Genomic DNA, 22,239 nt, shown 5'->3' with positions numbered 1-22,239 from the left:
TTTTGGTGACAATAGAGCACGCCGGCGATACGATCAATGGGCACCTGGAGGAGCTATCCAGATTGGAAGTCGTTAAATGAAACCCATCTATTTGGATTGTCAGGCAACCACGCAGCTTGATGACCGCGTAGCAGAAGAAATGCGGAACGCCGGCTTCGGGAACCCTCACTCGAGCGAACACGCGGTGGGTTGGGAGGCGGCAAAGAAAGTGGACCGCGCTCGGGAGCAAACCGCTGCTCTAATCGGAGCCGACCCTGACGAGGTATTTTTTACGTCAGGCGCCACAGAAGCCAATAACCTGGCAATTCTCGGCATTAGAAGATCGATGAAAAACTTGAAGGGCAAGGTCCTTCGAAGTCCAATAGAGCACAAGAGTGTGCTGTCAGCATGTGGAGCATTATCCCAAGAGTTCAGCTTTGAAATCAATGACTTGCCTATAGATCAAGACGGCAGAGTGAGACTCGAAGCGATAGAAGAAAATATTGATGAACAAACAGCTTTGATCTCAATTGGCTTGGTGAACAGCGAGATCGGCGTCATTCAGGATATCGCCGCTATCAATAGCCGCAAGCAAGGAGCTCTCTTCCATTGTGACGCGGCGCAAGGCCCAGAAGCAGTAAGCATGGCCAATATGGCGGACCACTGTGATCTGATGGCGCTATCGGCCCATAAGATGCGAGGTCCAATGGGAATTGGCGCATTATATATCGCACGTGCTGTACAGCCTCGGATTGCTCCCATCCTCTTCGGTGGCGATCAGCAAGGAGGGATGAGACCAGGAACACTTCCGCTTGCGCTTTGTGTGGGCATGGGGGCTGCATGCGACCTTGCTGCCTCAAATGAAGATGGACGGAAACGCATCGCCTCAGTCAGGGACGCCTTTTCAAAGGCACTGCGAGAACAGGGTGTTGATTTTCGAATTAATGGAGTAAAAGATTTATGTCTCCGTCACCCTGGAAACCTCAATATCAGCATCAACGGCGCTGATGCCCAGCAATTGCTGCAGTTGATCCAGCCAAAAATATCAGCCTCCACTGGCTCTGCTTGCACCTCGGGGACTCAAGAGGTTTCCTATGTTCTGACTGCGATAGGTCTGACGGAAGATGAGGCGAGATCTTCTATCAGATTTAGCATCGGTTCATCGACCACAATTGAAGATGCAATATATGCAGCACAAGAAATTGCCAAAGCCTACAACCGGTTAATGTAGTAAGTCTGACTGAGACCCTGCGCCGTACTCAAAAAAAAGTACGCACGATCGCCTTATTAAATTTTACACCACGGTGAGCCATTGAACGCTTCGACAGACCAATAACGAGGACTGTAAAGCTCTGAGAGACGCGGTGGAGATCGATGAATCGGGCTTTTAGATGTCCGAGGTCTAGCAGGCTGTTGAAAAAGGGCTCGCGACAGTCCCAGGTTCGTGATTCACTGCGATCACGAAGGGGTGGGAGTGAATTATGCGGGGCGAAGACGGACAGACGGGCGAACTATTCAGCTACGTAGACGTTGAGGCGCGGGTGCGGCGGGATCATCCGTTGCGCACGGTCCGGGTAATCGTCAACGAGGCGCTGTCGGCGCTGGAGCGGGACTTCGCGATGCTATATCCGGCGATTGGGCGGCCATCGATCCCGCCGGAGAAACTGCTTCGGGCGATGCTGCTGCAGGCGTTCTACTCGATCCGCTCGGAGCGGCTTTTGATGGAACGGCTGGAATACGATCTCCTGTTCCGCTGGTTTGTCGGGATCGGCGTCGATGATGGAGCTTGGGATCATTCGGTGTTCTCGAAGAACCGCGACCGGCTGCTGGAGGGCGACATCGCGGCGAAGTTTCTGAGCGCGATTCTGGCGCAGCCCAAGGTGAAGAGGCTTCTTTCCACGGATCATTTTTCGGTCGACGGCACGCTGGTCGAGGCTTGGGCGTCAATGAAGAGCGTCAAGCCGAAGGGCTCGCCGTCGGACGCCGACCGGGGGAACCGCTCGAGCGAGCCGCCGGCAGAGGGCGGCGGACGCAACGCGGAAGCGGACTTCCACGGTCAGAAGCGGTCGAACGACACGCATGCCTCGACCACCGACCCCGAGGCCAGGCTCTATCGCAAGGGGAAAGGCAAGGAGGCCAAGCTCTGCTTCATGGGGCATGGGCTGATGGAGAACCGCCACGGCTTGCTGGTCGACGCCTGCCTGACGTTGGCCGACGGGCATGCGGAGCGGGTGGCGGCGCTGCACATGATCGAGCCCCGCGCCGACCGGCCACAAGCGATCACACTCGGCGCCGACAAGGCCTATGACGCTGAGGACTTCATCAATGAGCTGCGCTCGATGACAGTGACGCCGCACGTGGCGCAGAACACGAACGGCCGTCGTTCGGCGATCGACGGGCGCACGACGCGGCACGGCGGCTATGCCGTCAGCCAGCGAATTCGCAAGCGCATTGAGGAGGCGTTCGGATGGATCAAGATCGTCGCCGGACAGGCGAAGACGAAGTTGCGTGGCCGCGACCGCGTCGGATGGGCCTTCACCTTCAGCGCCGCTGCCTACAATCTCGTGCGGTTGCCGAAGTTGCTGGCGGCACCGATATGAGTGCGCCGGCGAACTGCCCGTTGATTGGCCGTTGGCGGATCGTCGAGGCCGATCTGTGGGATCGCGATCATCTCGACCTTGTCGATCCCGCCACTATCACCATCGGAGCGGAAAACCACGGTGAGATCGCCTTTGGCGCCCTGCAAGCCGGCCTCGACCTCAGCTATGGCCCTAATATGGTGTTCTTCACATGGGCCGGTTTCGATGAGATGGACGACGTCACTGGCGATGGTTCCGCTGAATTGCTCGACGACGGCTCGATCGAGATCACATTCGCTTACCACAACGGCGACGAGGCGATCCTTAAAGCCAAAAGAGATACTTCTTCAACAGCCTGCTAGGACTTACTTCCTGACTGTCGATTTTGGAGAGTGAATTCGTGACTGAAGAGAGTTTTGCTCCGACTTTCAAATCGCACCGTGACTACCATCATTTTCGACGTGAGGTCATGAAGTCCCGTCGTTACATTCGGTCTCCAGAGACGGAAGCATTTCTGCGAGCCGTCGCTGCCACGTGTCATGCCCGAGAGAATATCGTCAACGTGGGCGCGGGATTAAGACGCGCCCAAGTGGCACATGGCCTGAGACCCATGTTATCAAACCGGCGACGCCGGTGAAGACATCTACATCGACGATATCGAGTGCGCAGCCAGCAAGGCCCGCATGGTGCCTTTGCGTGACCGTGCCAGCGACGGGCGCGTGAACCCCCGCGGCATACCCTGTCTTTATATGGCGACAAACGACGCCACGGCAGTGTCGGAAGTCAGGCCTGCGATCGGCGCTTACGTGACCGTCGCTGGTATGAAAAGTTTGCGCGAATTGAAACTGATCGACTGCAGCGTTCTCACCGAAAGGCAGTTCATATACTTCAAAGAGCCAGAACGCATGGAGATGGAGAAGGCTGTTTGGTCGGATATCGACAGGGCATTTTCAGCGCCGACAGATAGGTCCGTCGACACAGCAGAATACGCTCCCACACAGATACTCGCGGAACTGTTCCGTTCTCTCGGATACGGCGGTGTGGCGTACAAGAGCTCGTTCGGCGAAGACGGCTACAATGTCGCGATTTTCAATGTTGACGATTTCGAAGTCGGGTGGTGTCGGCTGTTTCAGGTAAAAGACATTACGCACAAAATCGAACAGCAACCCGACTGATCGCCATACAACTCTCCTGAACGATGAATGGCAGCTTTCAGGAATACTTCACTTAATCTAACATGACTTGAATAGGGTCAATTTCTACCATTCTGAGCGATCGGTTCTATCAAATTTTGCCAACGCATGATTTATCGAAACCGATTTTCTGCAGTGATATGCAATGTCAGCGGTTCGGCATCCTCCCAGCGGTAGATTTCCGTGCGAAGATAGCGGAGTTCATCGTCGTAACGCTCTTCGTCGATTTCGGTCCACCAGGCCTTGGGCCGCCCGTCGCTTCCGTCTGACCACCTGTAGCCGCGGGCTTTCAGATGATCCTTCATGTCAAAGGGTGAGTTTTCTGCGAAAATTCGTACCCTGCTGCGAGTGCTTGACCGGAGAAGCTCGACAAAGGGTACGATCATCTCGTCGCCCACTGGCCGGGAAAGAACTTCGAGTAACGCATGACAATCGTCAGTCGCACGATGTCCTTCGTGGAAGAGGCCGGACTGGCCGACCAGATAGCCAAGCTTGTTGCCTTCAAAGCCCAGATCTGCCCATCTGATTTCAGAAACAGAACACGCCCATGCCTTGGGGATAAAGGATGGCGACAGCTTCTCGCAGAATGGCCGGTCGAAGCCGGCATTGTGCGCAATAATCAGATCGGCCGGTTTGATCAGCACATCGAGGGCATCAATATCAATTTCCTGACCCTCGACCATTTCATCGGTGATACCGGTCAGGCGGGTGATTTCGGGCGGGATCGGTGAGGAAGGTTGACGCAGCCCGCCATAGACCCCGACCACATCGCCCACCGTGCCATCGTCGTCATAGGTGAAAGCAACTGCGCCGATCTCAATCACCTCGTCCTTTGCATGCTGGAGGCCGGTAGTCTCCGTATCGACCAGAACTGCAAGTCGGGGATGGGCACTTTCGGAACGCGGTATGACCGGGCGTGGAACCAGTTTACGCAGGACCTGGAATCGACCAGTCGCTTCAAGCCGTTGGGCTACTTCTTCTTCGTCCCGGGCATCAAGCGGGGGCGTAGCCTGCTTCCTCACCGGTCTCGGGGCAGGCCGCGGTACCTCACGATAGCCCGGTGCTTCGTCAAAGAGATCGAACTGGGCGGATGAATTCTTCATGCTGCCCTTTCCTGTATTGTTGCGGTCTTCTTCATATAAGGCCTGGTGATGATGAACCGAATGTCATGAGCGCATGTTAACTGGGTATTGACGACCGCAGTCCCGCTTATCATTGCACGAAATCCAGACTGCCCTCCAAGGAGGCAAGAAGTTGAATTACAGCCCGCTCGATCAACCGGAAAGCATCGCCCACGTCTTTGCACAAGCATGGGCCCATCGGGACGCGGACAAACTTGCGTCTCTTTTCGATGAAGACGCCGAATTCGTCAATGTGACAGGCCTTTGGTGGCATGATCGCGCTGCGATCCGCAAGGCGCACGCTTATGGCTTCGAACACATTTTCGGTGCATCGACGCTGCGCCTGATGAAGGTCAAGGTAAAGATGCTGGCTGAGGATATTGCCATCGTCCACGCCCGGATACGCATCGAGGGACAAAGCAGTGCCGGGCCAATCGATAGTCCGGGTGTACGCAACACCATCTTTTCTTTTATCGTGCACCGCCGCAATGGGAGCTGGAGTTGCGCCTCGGCGCATAACACCGACATCGTGCCTCATATGGAAACGAACCTGGTGGGGCCTGACGGAACGCTTCGACCGGTGAGCTATCGCTGACGACTGACAGCAAGATATTCGACCAGGGTTCGCGTCGGATCCGAATTACCTCGCTTCGTCAACCTACCTGTTTGCGATGGTCTATCTGATCAGTCCTCAGTTCCAGTTCGGCGCACACACGTCAGTCTACGCTAGCAGCTATCGAACGATCAGGGTCATGGGTAGAGATTCCCGCTCTCGTCATCATTTTAATGTACGCTCGAACGAATTTTTCGTTCGATGCTCATTCACGCTGGAACTTTAACGTTTTGTTTCATATTGTTTCCTTGAGGCGGTACGCGCCGCTTTGGGGCTTCGAAACCCCTGTCCACCGGTTGGTGCCGGCCGTTACGGCGCCGCGATCCTATGGCCATTGGCCGGGGTCCTGCGACGTATGTCCAGGTGCCTCGGTACTAAAGGTCACAGGGCTGCGGTGGACGCAGTTTCGAAACCCCGGCTTGGGTTCACAGGATTATCGATTGCGGGGGCGTACCGCAAATCACCCACCCTGAAGGTCGAATGACAATGCGAGACCCTTCGCTAAAGGTTCAGATTACCGATCTGTCCGAAAAACTCGACCCATTGATCGCTCCACTCGATAACGATCAGCTTTTGACCCTTGTGATCGAGGCGATCAGAGAATATCGCCGCCTGCTACAATGCGCAGAAGATGCCCATCAGCAATGGGAACAGGCAAAATCTGCGCTCGCCAGCGAACACTGCCGACTGAAAGAGCTTGAGCGCACCTACCTCAACGCCCTGAAAAGGCACCAGGCCCAGATGAACCTTGTCGCAGCGCTGACAGACCGGCTCGGCTACATCCCGATCATTGATCAGGAAGGCCCTAGCGAAGAGGAATGAGCCCGCGCTCGAGAGCAATTCGTACCATATGAGGCCCATTGGTGGCGTTCAGCTTGGCTTGAGCATTTTCTATATGAAACCTGACCGTCCTTTCGGTAATCCCGTGCATCTGGGCAATTTCCGCTTTTGTCTTGCCCATCGAAGTCCACATGACACAGTCGAGTTCTCTCGGGGTCAGCGGGTTGGAAAGCATCTGGCGTGCGGCGAAATCCACACTGGATACGTGCATGTGAGTGTAGGCGACAGCCGCCACGGCAGATTTAAGCGCGGCGATATTATACGGCGCGTCCATGTCGCATTCGGACATGAACGTCAGCATAGCCATTCTCCCGAACCCGGCACGCATGGGGATCGTCATACCGGACACGACGCCGAAATCGCCGATCTCGTCGCGATATTTTCGTGCAACAGGCTCAGTCAAATCCATTCGCGCCAATGACCACCAGAACGGCGCAGCCGTCTTGCGGGCATGTCTCACCACCGGATCGACGATCGATAGTTGCGCGTCGAGATAATAGTCCTCCCACACCTGCGGCAGATCGGTGAGAGTACGAGCCCCATCGCTGCTGACCCCGACATAGGCAAAACGTTGCAGTCCCGCAGCGACCGTGAATTTATGCAACGCGGCACGTACCGCACGTTCGTCGCGGTTGAGTTCTAGCGCTTCGAGCAAGCCAGAAATCTGGTCCGACAAGGGGTTTATTCGCCTTGCAGGTTGCATTTCGTCCTCCTCACGACGTCACTTTGCCGCGATTATCGAACTCCTACGAGTTTACCTCCTGTTCCAGACTTCGCGGCGTCTCTAAGCGGTGAAATTCTTTAGCCATTTTGGTTTTGAAACCTCAGGAACTCAATCTGCATCCGCGACAAATCGACTGTTCCCGGTCACATCGGCGTTACCGGGCTGCTCGCCCGCAGTAGCTAAAGGCTGGAAATTGTAGCACAACATCATGTTATTCATGGTTTTTCTGCCCTTTGAGCGTGGAAAGATCGACGCGTATGCCGGCAGCATATGGATCGAAGTTCTGTTCTGACATCGGTGCGCGATCCGACTCTGAACCTTCTATCACTTCTGGTGTATTCTCCATCGAGGTATCCTCCTCACCAGAAAGCGGTCCAGGGTCTGCTTCGCCAAAGACATAAGCGTCCTCAAAAATTCCCGTCCGCCAGGCTGCGAGTGCTTCCCGAAATGTGCCGGGACCTGCCTCTCCACGTGCGTGGGCAACAATCCAATAGACCTTGCCGAATAGTGCCGAACCCATGCGGATGTTCTGACAGGCGTCGACCAGATCCGCCGGGATTTCCGTCGCATCTGAAACGCCGTAGCCTGCGGGATATTGGGTGACCCCAACACGTACCGTAGCCTGACCGACGAAACGCCGGATCAAACTCACTGCAGCATCCGCATTTTGCGGCGCCTGTGGCAGGATAATCCTGTCACCGGACGTGATGGTTACGGAAAGGGGATTGTCCGATCCCACCACAGCAATAAAGCGCTCGACAATTGCGATCTCGATCTGGGGGTCAGCACATTGATGGATCAGCGCGGCCTCGATCATGGCGAGCCTTTCTTTCAAGTGTTGAATGAGATGATGAGCGGAAGCGAAAACAATCGCGCCCAAGCGGTCGCACTTGCTCGCTGGATGGCAACGATGTTGGTGTTTTCGGTCCACCAGCCATTGCCCGTCGCAACAATGACGTCCGGGCTGTACAAGGCAGATTGCAGGATCGACCAGATGATGAGTTGCTCGTAGCAGATCAGCGGGGCGATCCTGTGGCCATCGATTTCGACAACTGGATTGTCGAAGAAATGCGCTCGTGCTCCTGCCGGCTCACCGACAAGTCTCCGCCAGGGCTGCCACATCGACACCGGCACCGGCATCCGCTCACGGTAGAGAATCCGAGATCCCTTGCCGGAAATTTCCACCATGACATTGTCGTAGCCTGCGGCATCAACGATGATTGCGCCGGCGATGACGGTCAGGCCACTATCAGTGAAGGCCCTGCCCCAGAGGCGCGCTGTCGTCGGCGTCCAGATGCCTGCTGAACTTTCCGGTAATACAACAACCCGCGCACCATCTTCGGCTGCATCCATGACAAGGTCGATGGTTTCGACCTGCTGCGCATAGTCGGCATATTGTCCGTTCTCGCCACGAAACTGCGTGTCGATACCAACCCATCCTTCAGGGGCGCCCGGAGGCGTCCAGGTTGTTGCGGACCATAAGCATAGAACGGCGATCGCGAGCGCCGTGATCGGCCAGATTCTGGTTGTCATCGCCAGAAGGCCGATCGCGGCAGCTACCAGACCTAGCCATCCCCATCCGGAAAACACCATACCGGCACCCGTGATCGGATGCGCCCATCCGACAATACCGAAAGGTGGTAGGCTCATCAGCACCATTGCGATGCCATAGCGAGCCGCCCGGCCCCATCCCGGCCGCTTGGTCCAGAGCACGGCATGAACGAGCACAAAACCAGCCGATGCTGCAACCCAGAGCGCAAGTCCCGCTCCGATGCCGCCACCGTAAAAATTGATGACCCCCTGCGGCAGGCCGTGTGACGCGGCGAGGAAATACCCGGCGGCAACCAGCGCTGCGCCTGTCCGCGTCCGCGTCATCGCCCAGAGAGCCGGGAACAGCATGGCCACGGCAAGATAATAAGGATTGCCGCTCCAGCCAATCATGCCGATGACGATTGCCGCGATGATGAGCAATGCCGGTTTTACGAGTTCAGGGTGCGACCGTAAGGATTGGCCGGGCGAGGCCAAGAACGCCGGAAGCAGGGATCGGGCCAAAATATCTCGAGTCATAGGAACCTGCGAAAGTGGAATGAAGGAAGAGGTGACCCGTGGGCACAATTCCATCGGACCAGGAAGAAAGCGCCCTGCCCTCAGCATCGGTGCTGCGAATGTCGGAATGCACCAGAACGCTGCCCTCGATTGTGACACTATCGTCGACGGCGACGTGCTGGCCGGGCAGTGCAACCACTGTCTTGATGAGCGGACTCAACCAGCCCGGGCAAAGGCCCCGCCGGACGTAACCGCGCTCGAGAGCTTCTGAGAAGGCGGCGTTTTCCGGCGGGCAGATGAAGACGAGATCCCCGGTGGCTATCGGGCGATCCATAGGGACAATCTGCCAAAGCCCGAGCGGATAGCTCGGTGTCAGATTAAGACGAAACCCGAACCCGCAGAATGTGGTGAACATCAGGATTGGCGTGACGATCGCCGACAACACGATGGCGGCACGCCGCACCTGAATTGTCATTTCAGCACCTGCGACTGGCGCTGGGTCTGACGCAGTGCCTCAGCCTCCTTGAGAGCCTGGGTCGTTCGTTCATGGGCGGCAAGCTGCTGGCCAGCCCGCATCATCGGCCATGCCGTTGCCAGTTTCTGGCGCTCACCCGGCGACATGCCGAAGGCCTGCTTTTCGAACGCAGGACCAGTCGCATCTTTCGCAGCGTTGGAGAGAAGGCTGCGCTCGCCGAACCGCTCGGACACCGCTTTGTTGAACGTGTCAATCTCGGCTCTGACCATTCTGTCAGCCAGCGCAAAGCCCAGAGCCGCTGGGAGATCGTTGCGATCGATGGCGTCTCGGACGCGCTCGAGCACGTTTCGTGCATTGTCGGAAAGCGCTGGAATGTCGACCGAGACCTTCAGACGACGGGTACGCTCTTCGGCTTCGTGCTTGCGTTCGGCTTCGCCACGCTGGCGCAGGTAATTTTCGAGGTTGCGAGCCAATGCCGGGGCATTGACGCGGGCGGTTTCACGATCCTGCTTGTCGACCCTGCTGGCAAGCAGGCCAGTCTTGCCCTTGAGGGCCCCGAAGCCTTCCGGTTCGCTGACAATTTTCTCGACCGTGACTTTGGCAAGCGCCGGGTCCTTGAGCATGGCGTTGACATTGACAGCGCTGAACGCTGCTTCCGGCTGCGCATAGACCAGACGAAAGCGTGTCGAGACTTCCTCCCACTGCGCCTTCAGTGCCGGGTCGGCCGCAAGCTTGTCCTCGGCGGCCTGTTCGACTGATTTCGGGAAGATGGTGATGCCGGCAACCATGGGTTCGATCTCCCTGATCTGACTGGAAGGGACATGTTGCTGTGCGCCGGTAACAAGCCCCAGTCGGCCCGCCAGAGCGACCAGACGGGAACCGATACGGCCAAGGCGCTGCTTTTGCCGCACGGTCCAGTCGAGCCGGTCGCGGACAATGGTCCGGGCCACATTGATGAGATTGAGCCCGCGGTTCTCGGCAAAACGCAGCGCCGCGCGATAGGAAGAAGCGCCTTCATAGTCGAGCGTGGTTTCCTTTGATCCGTCACGCGACAGTCGCTCGGTGAGCCGCTCAAGGGCGAGCGCCCGGACATCGACTACCTTCCAGGCATGACGCTCGACCATCTCACCGTTCGGGAGCACGACGGGCTCTGAACCTTCATGCTCAAGGCCGATCCGATCCCCGATTTCGGGTGCGGCCTTTTTCATGGCACGTTCGAGATCGACGCCCCAGATTGTGTTCTGTTTCCCCTCACCGGTTTCCAGCGTCACGAAATAGCTGTCGCGGTTGCCGGGCTTGTTCTCATAAGGCGCGACACCATGATCGACGAGAATACCGCCGCGCTGCGTGTATTCACTCAAGCTGACATAAAGTTTTGCATCATCGCGATGGCGGGTAAGCGCAACATAGGTCAGGTGACGATCAAGCGTGCGTGACGCGAGCACTTTCACACTGTCGACGGTGGCGCCCTGGCTTTTGTGCACTGTCGTCGCATAGCCGTGATCGACATTGGCGTAGAACCGCTGTTCGACCACGACCTCACGGCGATCGTCACCCTCCCCGATCGCCGCCACGATGCGGTCGGCCGATGCATCGACGACCTTGGCCAGCATGCCGTTCTTGACGCCGAGCGACCCTTCGTTCTTCAGGAACACGATCTGGTCGCCGGCGGCAAAGTTGCGGCTTCCATCCTCGGTCCTGAAAGCAAAGCCTTCACCGACAATACCGCGTTCGACGAGTTTTTCTCGCGCGCGTTCGTTAAGCAGCCGCACATCAGCACGGCGATGCGCCAGGATCAGAGCGGTCCTCGTCGGATCGTAATCGTGGTTCCAGTCGCTGATCAGCGAGGCGATGGCCTCATCGCGGCTCCATTCGGTTCTGACCATGCCGGCATCGTCATAGGCAGCAAGTGCTGAACCGATCCGGCCACCGGCAAGATCGGTAGATGCCTGCCGCATCCAGGTCTCGCGCTGGCGGTAGATGAGCCCGAGTTCAGCATAGCCGATACGCTCCGTAATCGCCCGAAACGCCGCACCCGCCTCGATCGGCTGGAGCTGATCATGATCACCGACGAGGACAAGCTTGGCGTCAGCCTTTGTGACGGCTTCGACAAAGAGCGCCATCTGCCGCGATGACACCATGCCGGCTTCATCGAGAACGAAGATGGTTTTCTCATCAAGCTGCTCCCGGTCTTGTCGCCAACGTAACTCCCATGACGACAGCGTCCGGGCTGCAATGCCCGCTTCCTTTTCCAGCCCTTCAGCGGCCTTGCCCGCCAACGCGCCGCCGACAACACGATAGCCGGCCGTTTCCCACGCCTCGCGTGCGGCTTTCATCATGGTGGTCTTGCCGGCACCGGCACGCCCGACGATGGCCGCAATCCTGCTGGCCCCGGCAACATGCTCGATCGCCGCACGCTGCTCGGACGACAGTCGCGCATGACGCGCGAAGGTGTTTTCCAGAACAGTGCTTCTGACTCCATGCGACGAGCGACGGGAAAGCCAGATCGCCCGCGACGCCATGCCGGCCTCGATCCAGATCAGTTCCTGCGTTGTCAGCTTTGCCGGCTCGCGTCTGCCGGTCGCCAGCGAGACCTGTTCGCGCTCCAGCCGCAGGATGTCGGGGCTCTGCAGTATCCGCGACAGCAGGTTCTGGAAGAGACCTGCATCATCGACATAGCGATGCAGCACTTTCGCGATATCGCGCTCATTGAAGACGCTTTTTTCGCGGCTGACAAGATCAAGCACCAGTTCCGGACTGAGCTGGATGCGCCGGGTGTTCTCGGCGCGTCGCGCTTCAAAGAGTTCGATCCGCTCCAGTTCTATCGCCGCGCCCTCGGCTTTCGCCTTCCGATCCATAGCTGCTGCGCCGACACCGAGATGAATGGTCGGCACCAGATCGATGCCCTGCTTTTCGTAGGAGCGACCATCGACACGCAAATCAATCCCATTGAGCGCCAGATGGTGATTGAGCCGCTCGAACCAGGCATCACGGAACGCATTGAAGTCTGCGGTTCCACCGGCCCACAGCTCATACTGGATTTTGCCGGCCTTCGTCCGCAGCGCCTGGCCGTCCGCTCCGAGCACCGCGATCTTCTTTGCGCCGAAGCCGTCTTCCGTCAGCGGGCGCAACGTCATCATCAGGTGAACATGCGGATTACCCGGATTGTCGTGATAGACCCAATCGGCGACCATGCCTCTGCCGAGAACCTGGCTCGTCACGAAATCTCGCATGAGAGCGATGTTCTGTTCGGCCGACAGCTCCAGCGGCAGGGCGATGGTCAGGTCCTTGGCGAGCTGCGCATCGGCGCGTTTCTCAAACGCCTCGACCTTGTTCCAGAACGCCTCGGACGCGCCGGCGACCGAGCGATCCGCGATTATTACCCGGAGCCAGTCCGGGGCATCTGCCGGGGCCATGAACTCTTCGTGCAGGAGGCCAGCTTTGCGCGAATAGTCGATGGTCCGGGCCTCGCGCTCAAAATCCATCTTCGCGCAATGCCGGTAGGCCGCCGACAGCACGGCGCTGCGGCCGTTACCACGACTGACGATGCTGGCAGAGAAATGCGCAATGGCCACGGCAGCGCCGCCCCTTCATCCGGTTGATCCAACGCACCGAAGGCAGCTCACGGGCCGGCCAGAGGACGGACAAGCAAACGCGTCGCGCCAGCGACGTATAATTGCGCCCTTGGAGCATTCCTTTGGAACGCCGGGATGATTTCAGAAAGCGTCGGCTCCGCCGACCCGGCATTTTTGCCGGGGTGCGCTTCGCGCCCTCCCGGGTAATTCTTGTCCCTGCCAACGGCAGATGGACAGAAAGGGAGCCACCGGAATGAAGAAACCGTCGTCAAGGATCAGGGAAGAAATCGCCAGACTCCAGGAGCAACTGAAAGCCGCCGAAACACGCGAAGCCGAGCGCATCGGGAGACTGGCGCTGAAAGCCGGGCTCGGCGAAATCGAGATCGATGACGCCGACCTGGTGGCGGCATTCGACGACCTGACAGGGAAGTTTCGTAAGGGCGGAGGTCGGGCGGGCAAGTCGGCTCCTGCGCCGGTCGCGCCTGGCGCGGCTGCGGGGTCGGGTGGGGAGGCTTGAGCGCATGCGACAAGCCAGCCAGTCCGAGGATCGGAAGAAGGACACACGCGAGAAAATCCAGCTTGGCGGCCTCATCGCCAAGGCCGGATTGCGCTATGAGAAGCGCGCTCTGCTGCTCGGCCTGCTGATCGACGGCGCCAGCCGGATCAAGGCCGATGGCAATGAGCGCGCCCGACTGCTCGCTATCGGGGAAAGGGCGTTTACCCATGACCCCGACTAGGATCGCGCTGCTGGTCGCGCCCAGTGTGATCATGGCGATGGCAGTCATCCTGCTCATTGGCATCGAGCAGTGGACCGCGAGCTTCGGCACGACACCAGACTCCCGGCTCGCTCTGGGCCGGGTAGGCATTGCTCTGCCCTACGTCGCGGCGGCAGGGAGCGGCATCGTATTCCTCTTCGCCGCCAAGGGCGCAGCCGCCATCCGCTTCGCGGGGACGGGCGTGCTGCTCGCGACTGTCATGGTCGTTTCCCTCGCGGCGATCCGGGAAGTCGTCAGGCTGGCCTCCTTCGCCGGCGATGTACCGGTGGGAAGCACGATCATCAACTATGTCGACCCGGCAACCGCCATCGGCGCGATGCTGGCCATGGTCGCCGGCGTGTTCTCGCTACGGGTCACCCTTCGTGGCAATGCCGCCTTCGCCGCCGCTGCGCCCCGCCGCATTCGTGGGAAACGTGCGATCCATGGCGAAGCCGCATGGATGGGCGTCAGCGATGCGAAGCGTCTCTTTCCCGATGCCGGGGGTGTTGTAGTCGGGGAGGCCTACCGCGTCGACAAGGACGTCGTCGCCGATCGCGGATTCCGCTCCGACGCCGCTGAGACATGGGGCGCGGGCGGTCGATCGCCGCTCCTGTGCTTTGATGCGTCCTTCGGCTCGACACACGGGCTGGTCTTTGCCGGATCGGGCGGGTTCAAGACGACATCGGTGACCGTGCCGACTGCGCTGAAATGGGGTGGCGGCCTCGTTGCCCTCGACCCGTCCAATGAGGTTGCCCCGATGGTGATTGCGCATCGGCGCAAGGCCGGCCGGGACGTCTTCGTCCTCGATCCAAAGGATCCGGCAACCGGATTCAATGTGCTGGACTGGATCGGGCGGTTCGGGGGCACCAAGGAAGAGGATGTGGTTGCGGTCGCCAGTTGGGTGGTGACCGATACCGGGCGATCCACCTCGATCCGCGACGACTTCTTCCGGGCTTCGGCCCTGCAGCTCATCACCGCGCTGATCGCCGATGTCTGCCTCTCGGGTCATACGGAAAAAGAAAACCAGCATCTGCGCCAGATGCGGGCGAACCTCTCAGAGCCGGAGCCGAAATTGCGCGAGCGGCTGCAAAGGATCTACGACAATTCCGAATCCGAGTTCGTCAAGGAGAATGTCGCCCCCTTCATCGCCATGACGCCGGAGACGTTTTCCGGCGTTTATGCCAATGCCGTCAAGGAGACCCATTGGCTGAGCTATCCGAACTATGCCGCGCTCGTCTCCGGATCGAGTTTTTCGACCGATGCTATCGCCGAAGGGAAGACCGACATTTTCGTCAATCTCGACCTCAAGACGTTGGAGACGCATCCGGGTTTGGCGCGCACGATCATCGGTGCGCTGCTGAACGCGATCTACAACCGGAATGGAGAAATGAACGGGCGGGCGCTGTTCCTCCTCGATGAGGTGGCGCGGCTCGGCTATCTGCGGATCCTCGAAACCGCCCGCGATGCTGGGCGCAAATATGGCATCAGCCTGGTGCTGCTGTTTCAGTCGATCGGTCAGATGCGCGAAGCCTATGGTGGGCGCGACGCGACAAGCAAATGGTTCGAAAGCGCATCCTGGGTATCGTTCGCGGCGATCAACGATCCGGAAACGGCAGACTACATCTCCCGCCGTTGCGGCAACACCACTGTCGAGGTCGACCAGGTCAGCCGGTCCTCGCAGATGTCGGGATCGTCCCGAACACGATCCAAGCAACTGGCATCGCGACCGCTGGTCCTCCCCGAGGAGGTCCTGCGCATGCGCGGTGACGAGCAGATCATCTTCACGGCCGGGAATGCGCCGCTGCGATGCGGCCGCGCGATCTGGTTCCGGCGAAACGACATGAAGTCGGCCGTCGGCGAAAACAGATTTCACCGGAAGGGGGAGAGGCATGAGGCTCAGCGCGCCAGCACCGTCCCTTGACGTTCTGGCAGAGTCGGGTTGCGCCATATGTAGACCAACGAAGAATTCGGATGCCCCGAACCTCAGTTTTGCATCCGAAAGAAAGAAATGCGGCAGACGGCCGAAGCCGCCTGCCTCTTTCGTGCATCAGTGTGCACGCTCTTCAGTGAGGACGGTTGGGATCGCCCCGATCAGCTTGACGGAAAGCCCGCTTACGCGGCTTCCAAAGACGGTTGGACCATTGAGCATCTCGAATTCCGGCGACAGAACCGGATACCGGATCATCAACATCGCCGCGTTATCTTCGATCGCATGGCTTGGCGATACCGTCTCGCCAGCCGCATCGGTGCCAATGATCAGCAGGTTTCCCGCGAGCGGGCTACCGTAGCCTTTCAGCTCGGTGAAACAGGGCAGCTCGTCGGTGAGGCCATTGTCATCAACGGCGATGCAATGGTTCCGGTCGATGCGAACCATATCGATAAGTTCACATCCGATTTGGCGACGGATTTCGGCAAGAATGTCACCGGGATCGATCGTGACAATCCGGATCGTCCGACGCTCGACTTCCACGAGATAGGCAGTGAGGATATTTGTCATGCTGGTCTCCTTTCATTGCGATGACGGAGACCGACCCGGGCAAGTCGGACATCGGGTCAAGGACCGCTTCTGCGGCCGCGAAGCGGCGAGTGGGGGAGCCGGTTTTGTTGCCGGACGCTTCAGCGACCGACGGCAAAATCGGGGGGACCGCTCGTCCTTGGGGCGATGGGCGCGGCCCGTATCATTGGCCGGCAGAGTGAGTGCAATCACGGCCCCGCCAGGGGCCGTGTCCGCTTCCGGCGACCAGCCGGCTCAACCCCTTCGTGGATCCTCGACCGCTGCCGTACCGCGTCACCGGCGCCACACCGTTCCATGTCGCGCCGCGAGAGGATCGTCACCCGCATGGGCTGAAACCGCGTCAGCGAGTTCGGTGAGCGCAGCGAATAGAGCCGTACCCTGAAGGGGTCTCGCCCAGTCGCCTTTCTTCCGGAAGCAGTAAGCGTCACCAAGCCCGGAAGCAGATCGTAACCCATCGCCGCAATCATCGCGCAGCAGGCAGGAAGAGGCATCGAATCGTTTGAACAGAAACATCCGTATCGAGGGCGGTGGGAAGAAGCGAAACCCGCACTACGGCAGGAAAAGATCAACCCGCCCCACCAGGCATAATCGGAGCAGTCGCCCGACCGGGCGTGGTTTCAATCTGAAATGGGCCTGGGCGATTGTCGTCCTTGTTGCCGCGGGGATATATGGCGCGCATCTTTATCAGGAAGGTGGCCAGCCGGCGCCTGCCGCCGCCATCTCCCAAGCCGACATGCTGCGCGCGACGTTTTCCTTCTGTGGCGAGGGCCGCCGTGTCACATGCATCGTCGATGGCGACACATTCTGGCTCTCAGGAGAAAGGATCCGGATCGCCGATATCGACACACCGGAGATCAATCCCCCGCGTTGCGAGGAAGAACGCATCAAAGGTGAAGCCGCCAAGCGCCGGCTGCGCGAACTTATGAACGCTGGGCCGTTCTCGCTCGTCGCGGGGACGCGCGACGAAGATCAGTATGGCCGCAAGTTGCGCACCGTGGTGCGCGACGGGCGCTCGATTGGTGAGATACTGGTGGGCGAGGGTTTGGCGCGTCGGTGGGATGGCGTGCGCCGGAGCTGGTGCCGTTGACCCATCACGGCAATGAATCGGTCGAGCCGGTTCGATTCAGGAAAGTTGTTTGACGCCGATTTCGCCGGAGGCGAGACTCCTTCTATGGAAAAAGAGGACGCCGGCCCGGTTCATCTCCAACGCATCGACCCGACGCAGAACATGCGTCGGTTTTATACGCTCGCGATCCAGCCGACCCTGTTCGGCGGCGCGTCGGTCATCCGCAACTGGGGCCGCATCGGAACCAATGGCCAGTCGATGATGGAGACCTTCGACAGCGAGGATGAGGCCGCAGCCGCCTCACTGCGTCTCGAACGCGCCAAGCGGCGGCGGGGCTATACCGCATCCGGAACGGCCCGGAACAGCTGACTTCGATCACGGCATGGGCGAAGGGTCCATTCCGCGCAGCAGCGGCAGAAGCACGACATTGCTGACGCGGCCGATCCATTGTGGCCATCGGTTCGCCGGTCTTGCGCGGCAGGCGCTTGCGCCTTTGGGCGCAACGCCGACCTAGACGGGCGGCGCGCTGCCGACGACACCTTCCTGCTCAGCCCAGATCGCCTCACGCTCGGCAAGCGCCATCACAAGCTCATCCTCGATCCAGCGGCGCTCGTCCCGGTAAACAGCGTTCCGCAGCTCTCGCCGCGCTCGTAGGCCGACTTCCTTTTTGTCACCTAGTTTCCAGTGTATCGGCAATCAAGGCATGCAGAAAATGCTCGGTGATTGACGCATTCCATCCGATTGTCTAAATATGTTTGTGATTACTCACTAACTAACGGAACGCCCCGTGCGAAAAACAGCGGAGCTTCGCAAGGCCGAGATCGTAGCCACCGTGCTCTACCTAGCCGACCGAATCGGGCCGGACCGGGTAACGACGGGGGCTGTCGCGTCGCAGATCGGCGTCACGCAGGCCGCGCTGTTCCGGCACTTCCCGACCAAGGCCGTACTGTGGCAGGCCACTGCGGAGCATGTGGCCGAGGGGCTGGCAACGGCGTGGAAGAGGGCATTGCGCCTCGAAGGCACCCCGATCGTCAGGTTGAAGACACTGATTTCCGCACAGTTCGCGCAGATCGCTGCCACCCCCGCACTTCCCATGCTGCTGTTCTCGCGCGAGCTGAATGTCACCAATGCCGAGCTGCGCGCCACGTTCAACAGCACGCTCAAGGCTTTTCACCGCCTGCTCGCGCGCGAGATCAGTGCGGGACAAGAAGCAAGGGAGCTGCGGGGTGACGTCATGCCGGACGATGTGGCGGTGCTTCTGACGTCGCTCGTGCAGGGTGTGGCAATCCGCTGGGCGCTCGGTGCGCGCGATTTCGACCTGCGCGAAGAGGGGTTGCGGCTGTTCGACGTGCAATGCCGCCTTCTGGCTGCAATAGGAGAATAGGTGATGCGGCGCATCTGGCTTTCGGGCATTCTTCTGGTCCTGGTTTTAGGAGCAGGCTTTCTATTCTTCACCGAACGGCCGCTGGCGGTGACGGTCGTCCAACCTGAACGCGATGTCGCCCTTCGTATCTACGGACTCGGCACCGTCGAGGCGCGGATTCTCAGCCGTGTCGGCTTCGAGGTCGGTGCAGCCCTGATCTCTCTTACCGCCGATGCCGGGGATAGCGTGATCCGGGGACAGGAGCTAGCCATCCTTCACTCTGCCGAGCAGGAGGCGCGGGTGGCGCGCGCCCACGCGGCAGTGGCGGCCAATATGGCCAATCTCTCCAAGGCCGATGCCGCAGTCGTACGCGCCCGCGCGGTGCTCGCGGAGCGCGAGACGGCGAATCGTCGTCAGCAGGGGCTGGTGCAGCGCGACGTCGCCTCGGCCCAGCGTGCCGAGGAGGCCCAACGAGATGAGGACGTGGCGCGAGCCGATCTGGCGGTAGCGGAAGCCGATCTGGCTGTGATCCGGGCGCAGGGCCTGGACACGGCAGCGGCTCTGCGACAGGAGGAAGCCCTTCTCGCCCATCACCGGCTGGTCGCGCCCTACGATGCGCTGGTCGTCGCCCGCCATGCAGAGCCGGGGACGGTGGTGAAGGCCGGCGATCCGATCTTCACCCTGATCGACCCGGCCACCATCTGGATTCAAGCCTATGTCGATGAAGAACGTGCCGGCCAGCTTGCTCTTGGCCAGTCCGGCGCGATCCGGTTGCGGTCGCAGCCTTCGGCTGAGTTCCACGGCTCCATTGCCCGCATCGGCGTTGAAAGCGACCGGGTGAACGAGGAACGCCGCGTCTGGCTGACCTGTTTTGACTGTCCTGCTGACATGTTCCTCGGCGAACAGGCCGAGGTACGTATCCTGACCGGCACGCGTGCGACCGCACTGATGGTGCCCGAGGTGGCGATCGCCGGCTTCGACGGCTATCGCGGCACGGTGTGGGCGGTGCGGGACGGACGCCTCGCGCGGGTGGAACTGACCTTCGGCGCCCGCGACGATCGCGGCCGCGTCGAAGTTACGGGCGGCCTGCCAAAAGGAGCCGCAATCGTCGCCCAACTACCGAAGGGCGCAGCGGAGGGCCGGCGCGCCCGCCTTAAGGATGTGCCATGAACCTTGCGCTCAAGGACATCCGCCACGGCTTGTTCCGCTTTGTGCTGACCTGTTTCGGGCTGGGGCTTTTGATGACGGTTGTGCTGGCGATGATCGGCATCTACAACGGCCTCGTCTCGGACGCGCTGGCGGTGGTGAAAGCGCCAGCGGCCGATGTCTGGGTCGTGGAGGCTGGGACCAAGGGCCCGTTCGCGGAAGCATCCAGCATTCCCGCCGATACGCGCGATGCGATCGCGCGAATGCCCGGCGTGAGCGAGGCGGGCGCGGTCAACTATCAGAACGTCGAGGCCTCCCACGCCGGGCGCACACTCAGGCTCTACGTCGTCGGTTACGAACAGGGCCGTCCCGGCGGGCCGCTGACGATCACCGAGGGACGCGGCATCGGCGCCAGCCATTTCGAACTGATCGCCGACCGCAAGACCGGTCTTCTGCCCGGCGAAACGATCCGGCTCGGGCGCAACCGCTTCACCGTGGTCGGGCTCGTCGAGGGCGCCATGAATTCAGGCGGCGACCCGGCAGTCTATGTGATGCTCGCAGATGCGATGGCGCTTCAGACCGAACTCGATCCGTCTGCTCAGCGGGTGCAGGCCGCACGCGGCGCCGTTTCCGTCAAATCGGCGTCCGTCGCCGCCGTGATCGCCCGTCTGTCGCCGGGAGCCGATGTCGATCTGTTGACCGCCACCGTGCGCCAGTGGAAACATCTCGCGGCCGTAACTCAGGCCGAACAGGAGCAACTGCTGCTTGTCTCGGTGGTCGACAAGGCGCGCCGCCAGATCGGCCTGTTCCTCGGCATCCTGCTTTCCGTCAGCGCCGTGGTGATCGCGCTCATCATCTACACGATGACGATGGAAAAACTGAAGCAGATCGCCACGCTGAAGCTGATCGGCGCCCCCGACAGCACCATTGTCGCGCTGATCGTGCAACAGGCGCTGATCCTCGGCGCCTCGGGCTGGGGCATCGGCCTGATGCTGATCCTCAGCGTGAAGGACTATTTCCCACGCCGCGTCGTGCTGGAACCGTTCAATGCCATGGTGCTTGCCGGCATCATTGCCGCCGTCTGCCTGCTCTCCTCGGCGCTCGGCGTTCGAGCGGCGATGAAGGTCGATCCCGCCACGGCGCTCGGGAGCTGACATGGCGCTCGGCGATATCCTCATCGAAGTCTCGGGCGTGGCTAAGCATTTCGGCGAGGGCGAAACCCGCGTCGATGCCCTGCGCTCGGTCGATCTGACCGTGCGGGCCGGCGAGGTGATCGCACTGCTCGGCCCTTCCGGTTCGGGCAAGACGACGCTGCTCAACATCATCGGCTGCATCCTTGCCCCCTCGGCGGGACGGGTGGTTCTGGACGGCGAGCCGGTGTTCGACGGCAAATGGCTGCGCCGCGATCTCAGGCGTCTCAGGCTCGACAAGATCGGCTTCATCTTCCAGGCCCACAATCTTCTGCCTTTTCTCACGGCGCAAGAAAACGTCGCGGTCGTATTGGCCCTTGCCGGCCGCACGACCGAGGAAGGCCAGGCGCGGGCACGCGAATTGCTGGACTATCTGGAAGTCGGCCACCGCGCCAAGGTCAAGCCCGCGCTGCTCTCGGGCGGCGAGGCGCAGCGCGTGGCGATCGCGCGCGCGCTGGCCAACCGCCCCCGCATCATCCTGGCCGACGAACCTACCGCGGCGCTTGACGGCGCGCGGGCCGGGCTAGTGATGGACCTGATGCGCAAGCTTGCCGTCGAGCAGGAAGCCTGCATCGTCACCGTCACCCATGATGAAAAGATCTTCGACCGTTTCGACCGCCTGATCCACCTGCGCGACGGCCGCATTGCCGACGCCTGATCCGGAGCCGCTCCATGCTTGCAAAACGATCCCGCACCCTGAAGATAGCCGCCGTCGTCGCGATGGCTTTCGGTCTTATGACTATTCTTTCGGGCGGCAGGGCGCTGTTCGGCAATGTGGATATGGGGGCGGTTGTGCCTTTCGTGCTGCGATTCAATTTCGTCGCGGGATTTGCCTATGTTCTCGCCGGGGTCGGCCTGTGGCGCGGCGCCGGATGGGCACCGATGCTGTCGCTTGCCATTGCCGCCGCGACGGCTGCGGTCTTCGTTGCGTTCCTGTGGCATGTCGGCTCCGGCGGCGCATGGGAGCCGCGCACGATGGGCGCGATGGTCTTGCGTACAACTGCCTGGATCGCCATTGCAGCCTTTGCATTGCGGCGCGGAAAAGCCGCCTGACAATTC

Annotated in this window: 24 protein-coding genes; 16 read left to right on the top strand and 8 right to left on the bottom strand. The window is 60.2% G+C overall.

Annotation, left to right across the window (positions count from 1 at the left end):
- Window positions 1-76: 76 nt before the first annotated feature.
- The 4 genes from ACFPLB_RS13855 (at window position 77) to ACFPLB_RS13840 (ending at window position 3,733) form a co-directional block, all read left to right on the top strand.
- Window positions 77-1,210, top strand: coding sequence for a cysteine desulfurase family protein (locus ACFPLB_RS13855; protein ID WP_378230612.1), 1,134 nt, complete (start codon window positions 77-79; stop codon window positions 1,208-1,210).
- 250 nt (window positions 1,211-1,460) lie between these two features.
- The gene (locus ACFPLB_RS13850; RefSeq protein ID WP_378230610.1) at window positions 1,461-2,579 is read left to right on the top strand and encodes an IS5 family transposase; all 1,119 of its coding nucleotides are present in this window, start codon (window positions 1,461-1,463) and stop codon (window positions 2,577-2,579) included.
- On the top strand, window positions 2,576-2,920 hold the full coding sequence (locus tag ACFPLB_RS13845; RefSeq protein WP_378230608.1) for a hypothetical protein: 345 nt from the start codon (window positions 2,576-2,578) through the stop codon (window positions 2,918-2,920). Before ACFPLB_RS13850 ends, ACFPLB_RS13845 begins: the two co-directional genes overlap by 4 nt.
- 321 nt (window positions 2,921-3,241) lie before the next feature.
- Complete coding sequence (locus ACFPLB_RS13840) at window positions 3,242-3,733, top strand: RES family NAD+ phosphorylase (RefSeq protein WP_378230606.1); 492 nt, start codon at window positions 3,242-3,244, stop codon at window positions 3,731-3,733.
- A gap of 131 nt (window positions 3,734-3,864) precedes the next feature.
- Here the strand turns inward: ACFPLB_RS13840 and ACFPLB_RS13835 are convergent, their stop codons facing one another.
- The gene (locus ACFPLB_RS13835) at window positions 3,865-4,854 is read right to left on the bottom strand and encodes a 3'-5' exonuclease (RefSeq protein ID WP_378230604.1); all 990 of its coding nucleotides are present in this window, start codon (window positions 4,852-4,854) and stop codon (window positions 3,865-3,867) included.
- Between the two features lie 151 nt (window positions 4,855-5,005).
- Here ACFPLB_RS13835 and ACFPLB_RS13830 point away from each other — a divergent pair, with 151 nt between their 5' ends.
- Together ACFPLB_RS13830 and ACFPLB_RS13825 are read left to right on the top strand one after the other, a co-directional pair.
- On the top strand, window positions 5,006-5,467 hold the full coding sequence (locus tag ACFPLB_RS13830) for a YybH family protein (RefSeq protein ID WP_378230602.1): 462 nt from the start codon (window positions 5,006-5,008) through the stop codon (window positions 5,465-5,467).
- 498 nt (window positions 5,468-5,965) lie between these two features.
- Window positions 5,966-6,307: a transcriptional repressor TraM gene (locus ACFPLB_RS13825; protein WP_378230600.1), complete on the top strand. Its 342-nt coding sequence runs from the start codon at window positions 5,966-5,968 to the stop codon at window positions 6,305-6,307.
- Here ACFPLB_RS13825 and ACFPLB_RS13820 read toward each other — a convergent pair.
- From ACFPLB_RS13820 to traA, 5 genes are all read right to left on the bottom strand, one after another.
- Window positions 6,291-7,028 carry a helix-turn-helix transcriptional regulator gene (locus tag ACFPLB_RS13820; RefSeq protein ID WP_378230598.1) on the bottom strand — a complete coding sequence of 246 codons (738 nt, stop codon included), beginning with the start codon at window positions 7,026-7,028 and terminating at the stop codon, window positions 6,291-6,293. The genes ACFPLB_RS13825 and ACFPLB_RS13820 overlap by 17 nt on opposite strands.
- Before the next feature lie 232 nt (window positions 7,029-7,260).
- Window positions 7,261-7,866 (bottom strand): lysozyme family protein, encoded by a 606-nt coding sequence (locus ACFPLB_RS13815; protein ID WP_378230596.1) that lies wholly within the window; start codon window positions 7,864-7,866, stop codon window positions 7,261-7,263.
- 14 nt (window positions 7,867-7,880) lie between these two features.
- Window positions 7,881-9,074 (bottom strand): conjugal transfer protein TraB, encoded by a 1,194-nt coding sequence (locus ACFPLB_RS13810; RefSeq protein ID WP_378230593.1) that lies wholly within the window; start codon window positions 9,072-9,074, stop codon window positions 7,881-7,883.
- Window positions 9,037-9,570, bottom strand: coding sequence for a conjugative transfer signal peptidase TraF (gene traF / locus ACFPLB_RS13805; protein WP_378230591.1), 534 nt, complete (start codon window positions 9,568-9,570; stop codon window positions 9,037-9,039). Before traF ends, ACFPLB_RS13810 begins: the two co-directional genes overlap by 38 nt.
- Window positions 9,567-13,145 (bottom strand): Ti-type conjugative transfer relaxase TraA, encoded by a 3,579-nt coding sequence (traA, locus tag ACFPLB_RS13800; RefSeq protein ID WP_378230590.1) that lies wholly within the window; start codon window positions 13,143-13,145, stop codon window positions 9,567-9,569. Before traA ends, traF begins: the two co-directional genes overlap by 4 nt.
- Window positions 13,146-13,398: 253 nt before the next feature.
- Here traA and traC point away from each other — a divergent pair, with 253 nt between their 5' ends.
- From traC to traG, 3 genes are read left to right on the top strand one after another with little or no spacing between them, the layout of a single operon-like run.
- Window positions 13,399-13,662: a conjugal transfer protein TraC gene (traC, locus tag ACFPLB_RS13795; RefSeq protein ID WP_378230587.1), complete on the top strand. Its 264-nt coding sequence runs from the start codon at window positions 13,399-13,401 to the stop codon at window positions 13,660-13,662.
- A gap of 4 nt (window positions 13,663-13,666) precedes the next feature.
- A complete protein-coding gene (gene traD, locus ACFPLB_RS13790) occupies window positions 13,667-13,882 on the top strand; it encodes a conjugal transfer protein TraD (protein WP_133676038.1) in 216 nt (71 codons plus the stop codon).
- Window positions 13,869-15,821, top strand: coding sequence for a Ti-type conjugative transfer system protein TraG (gene traG, locus ACFPLB_RS13785; protein ID WP_378230585.1), 1,953 nt, complete (start codon window positions 13,869-13,871; stop codon window positions 15,819-15,821). Before traD ends, traG begins: the two co-directional genes overlap by 14 nt.
- A gap of 126 nt (window positions 15,822-15,947) precedes the next feature.
- Here the strand turns inward: traG and ACFPLB_RS13780 are convergent, their stop codons facing one another.
- Window positions 15,948-16,397, bottom strand: a complete 450-nt coding sequence (locus tag ACFPLB_RS13780; protein WP_378230583.1) for a DUF3846 domain-containing protein — start codon at window positions 16,395-16,397, stop codon at window positions 15,948-15,950.
- Between the two features lie 640 nt (window positions 16,398-17,037).
- On the opposite strand from ACFPLB_RS13780, the gene ACFPLB_RS13775 reads away from it, so the two are divergent.
- Together ACFPLB_RS13775 and ACFPLB_RS13770 are read left to right on the top strand one after the other, a co-directional pair.
- On the top strand, window positions 17,038-17,502 hold the full coding sequence (locus tag ACFPLB_RS13775) for a thermonuclease family protein (RefSeq protein WP_378230690.1): 465 nt from the start codon (window positions 17,038-17,040) through the stop codon (window positions 17,500-17,502).
- Between the two features lie 84 nt (window positions 17,503-17,586).
- Window positions 17,587-17,850, top strand: a complete 264-nt coding sequence (locus ACFPLB_RS13770; protein ID WP_378230581.1) for a WGR domain-containing protein — start codon at window positions 17,587-17,589, stop codon at window positions 17,848-17,850.
- Between the two features lie 141 nt (window positions 17,851-17,991).
- Here the strand turns inward: ACFPLB_RS13770 and ACFPLB_RS13765 are convergent, their stop codons facing one another.
- The gene (locus ACFPLB_RS13765) at window positions 17,992-18,171 is read right to left on the bottom strand and encodes a hypothetical protein (protein ID WP_378230688.1); all 180 of its coding nucleotides are present in this window, start codon (window positions 18,169-18,171) and stop codon (window positions 17,992-17,994) included.
- Window positions 18,172-18,268: 97 nt separating this feature from the next.
- Here ACFPLB_RS13765 and ACFPLB_RS13760 point away from each other — a divergent pair, with 97 nt between their 5' ends.
- Genes ACFPLB_RS13760 through ACFPLB_RS13740 form a run of 5 tightly spaced genes read left to right on the top strand, consistent with a single transcriptional unit; the run spans window position 18,269 to window position 22,233 of the window.
- A complete protein-coding gene (locus ACFPLB_RS13760; protein WP_378230579.1) occupies window positions 18,269-18,865 on the top strand; it encodes a TetR/AcrR family transcriptional regulator in 597 nt (198 codons plus the stop codon).
- Between the two features lie 3 nt (window positions 18,866-18,868).
- Complete coding sequence (locus ACFPLB_RS13755; RefSeq protein ID WP_378230577.1) at window positions 18,869-20,014, top strand: efflux RND transporter periplasmic adaptor subunit; 1,146 nt, start codon at window positions 18,869-18,871, stop codon at window positions 20,012-20,014.
- Window positions 20,011-21,144, top strand: coding sequence for an ABC transporter permease (locus ACFPLB_RS13750; protein WP_378230575.1), 1,134 nt, complete (start codon window positions 20,011-20,013; stop codon window positions 21,142-21,144). The genes ACFPLB_RS13755 and ACFPLB_RS13750 overlap by 4 nt, the downstream gene beginning before the upstream one ends.
- Before the next feature lies 1 nt (window position 21,145).
- Window positions 21,146-21,838: an ABC transporter ATP-binding protein gene (locus ACFPLB_RS13745; RefSeq protein WP_378230573.1), complete on the top strand. Its 693-nt coding sequence runs from the start codon at window positions 21,146-21,148 to the stop codon at window positions 21,836-21,838.
- A 14-nt stretch (window positions 21,839-21,852) separates the two neighbouring features.
- Window positions 21,853-22,233 (top strand): hypothetical protein, encoded by a 381-nt coding sequence (locus ACFPLB_RS13740; protein ID WP_378230571.1) that lies wholly within the window; start codon window positions 21,853-21,855, stop codon window positions 22,231-22,233.
- Window positions 22,234-22,239: the final 6 nt, after the last annotated feature.

The sequence above is a fragment of the Aquamicrobium segne genome (assembly GCF_042656785.1).
GTDB classification, from domain to species: Bacteria; Pseudomonadota; Alphaproteobacteria; order Rhizobiales; family Rhizobiaceae; genus Mesorhizobium; species Mesorhizobium segne.
The sequence above is the reverse complement of the archived record's forward strand: the minus strand, read 5'-3'. Positions and strand labels throughout refer to the sequence as shown.

Bases quoted from the DNA above. Each gene is read 5' to 3' on its own strand.
- ACFPLB_RS13855 (WP_378230612.1), top strand. From the start codon at position 77: ATGAAACCCATCTATTTGGATTGTCAGGCAACCACGCAGCTTGATGAC.
- ACFPLB_RS13850 (WP_378230610.1), top strand. From the start codon at position 1,461: ATGCGGGGCGAAGACGGACAGACGGGCGAACTATTCAGCTACGTAGAC.
- ACFPLB_RS13845 (WP_378230608.1), top strand. From the start codon at position 2,576: ATGAGTGCGCCGGCGAACTGCCCGTTGATTGGCCGTTGGCGGATCGTC.
- ACFPLB_RS13840 (WP_378230606.1), top strand. From the start codon at position 3,242: ATGGTGCCTTTGCGTGACCGTGCCAGCGACGGGCGCGTGAACCCCCGC.
- ACFPLB_RS13835 (WP_378230604.1), bottom strand. From the start codon at position 4,854: ATGAAGAATTCATCCGCCCAGTTCGATCTCTTTGACGAAGCACCGGGC.
- ACFPLB_RS13825 (WP_378230600.1), top strand. From the start codon at position 5,966: ATGACAATGCGAGACCCTTCGCTAAAGGTTCAGATTACCGATCTGTCC.
- ACFPLB_RS13820 (WP_378230598.1), bottom strand. From the start codon at position 7,028: ATGCAACCTGCAAGGCGAATAAACCCCTTGTCGGACCAGATTTCTGGC.
- ACFPLB_RS13815 (WP_378230596.1), bottom strand. From the start codon at position 7,866: ATGATCGAGGCCGCGCTGATCCATCAATGTGCTGACCCCCAGATCGAG.
- traF (WP_378230591.1), bottom strand. From the start codon at position 9,570: ATGACAATTCAGGTGCGGCGTGCCGCCATCGTGTTGTCGGCGATCGTC.
- traC (WP_378230587.1), top strand. From the start codon at position 13,399: ATGAAGAAACCGTCGTCAAGGATCAGGGAAGAAATCGCCAGACTCCAG.
- traD (WP_133676038.1), top strand. From the start codon at position 13,667: ATGCGACAAGCCAGCCAGTCCGAGGATCGGAAGAAGGACACACGCGAG.
- traG (WP_378230585.1), top strand. From the start codon at position 13,869: ATGACCCCGACTAGGATCGCGCTGCTGGTCGCGCCCAGTGTGATCATG.
- ACFPLB_RS13780 (WP_378230583.1), bottom strand. From the start codon at position 16,397: ATGACAAATATCCTCACTGCCTATCTCGTGGAAGTCGAGCGTCGGACG.
- ACFPLB_RS13770 (WP_378230581.1), top strand. From the start codon at position 17,587: ATGGAAAAAGAGGACGCCGGCCCGGTTCATCTCCAACGCATCGACCCG.
- ACFPLB_RS13755 (WP_378230577.1), top strand. From the start codon at position 18,869: ATGCGGCGCATCTGGCTTTCGGGCATTCTTCTGGTCCTGGTTTTAGGA.
- ACFPLB_RS13750 (WP_378230575.1), top strand. From the start codon at position 20,011: ATGAACCTTGCGCTCAAGGACATCCGCCACGGCTTGTTCCGCTTTGTG.
- ACFPLB_RS13745 (WP_378230573.1), top strand. From the start codon at position 21,146: ATGGCGCTCGGCGATATCCTCATCGAAGTCTCGGGCGTGGCTAAGCAT.
- ACFPLB_RS13740 (WP_378230571.1), top strand. From the start codon at position 21,853: ATGCTTGCAAAACGATCCCGCACCCTGAAGATAGCCGCCGTCGTCGCG.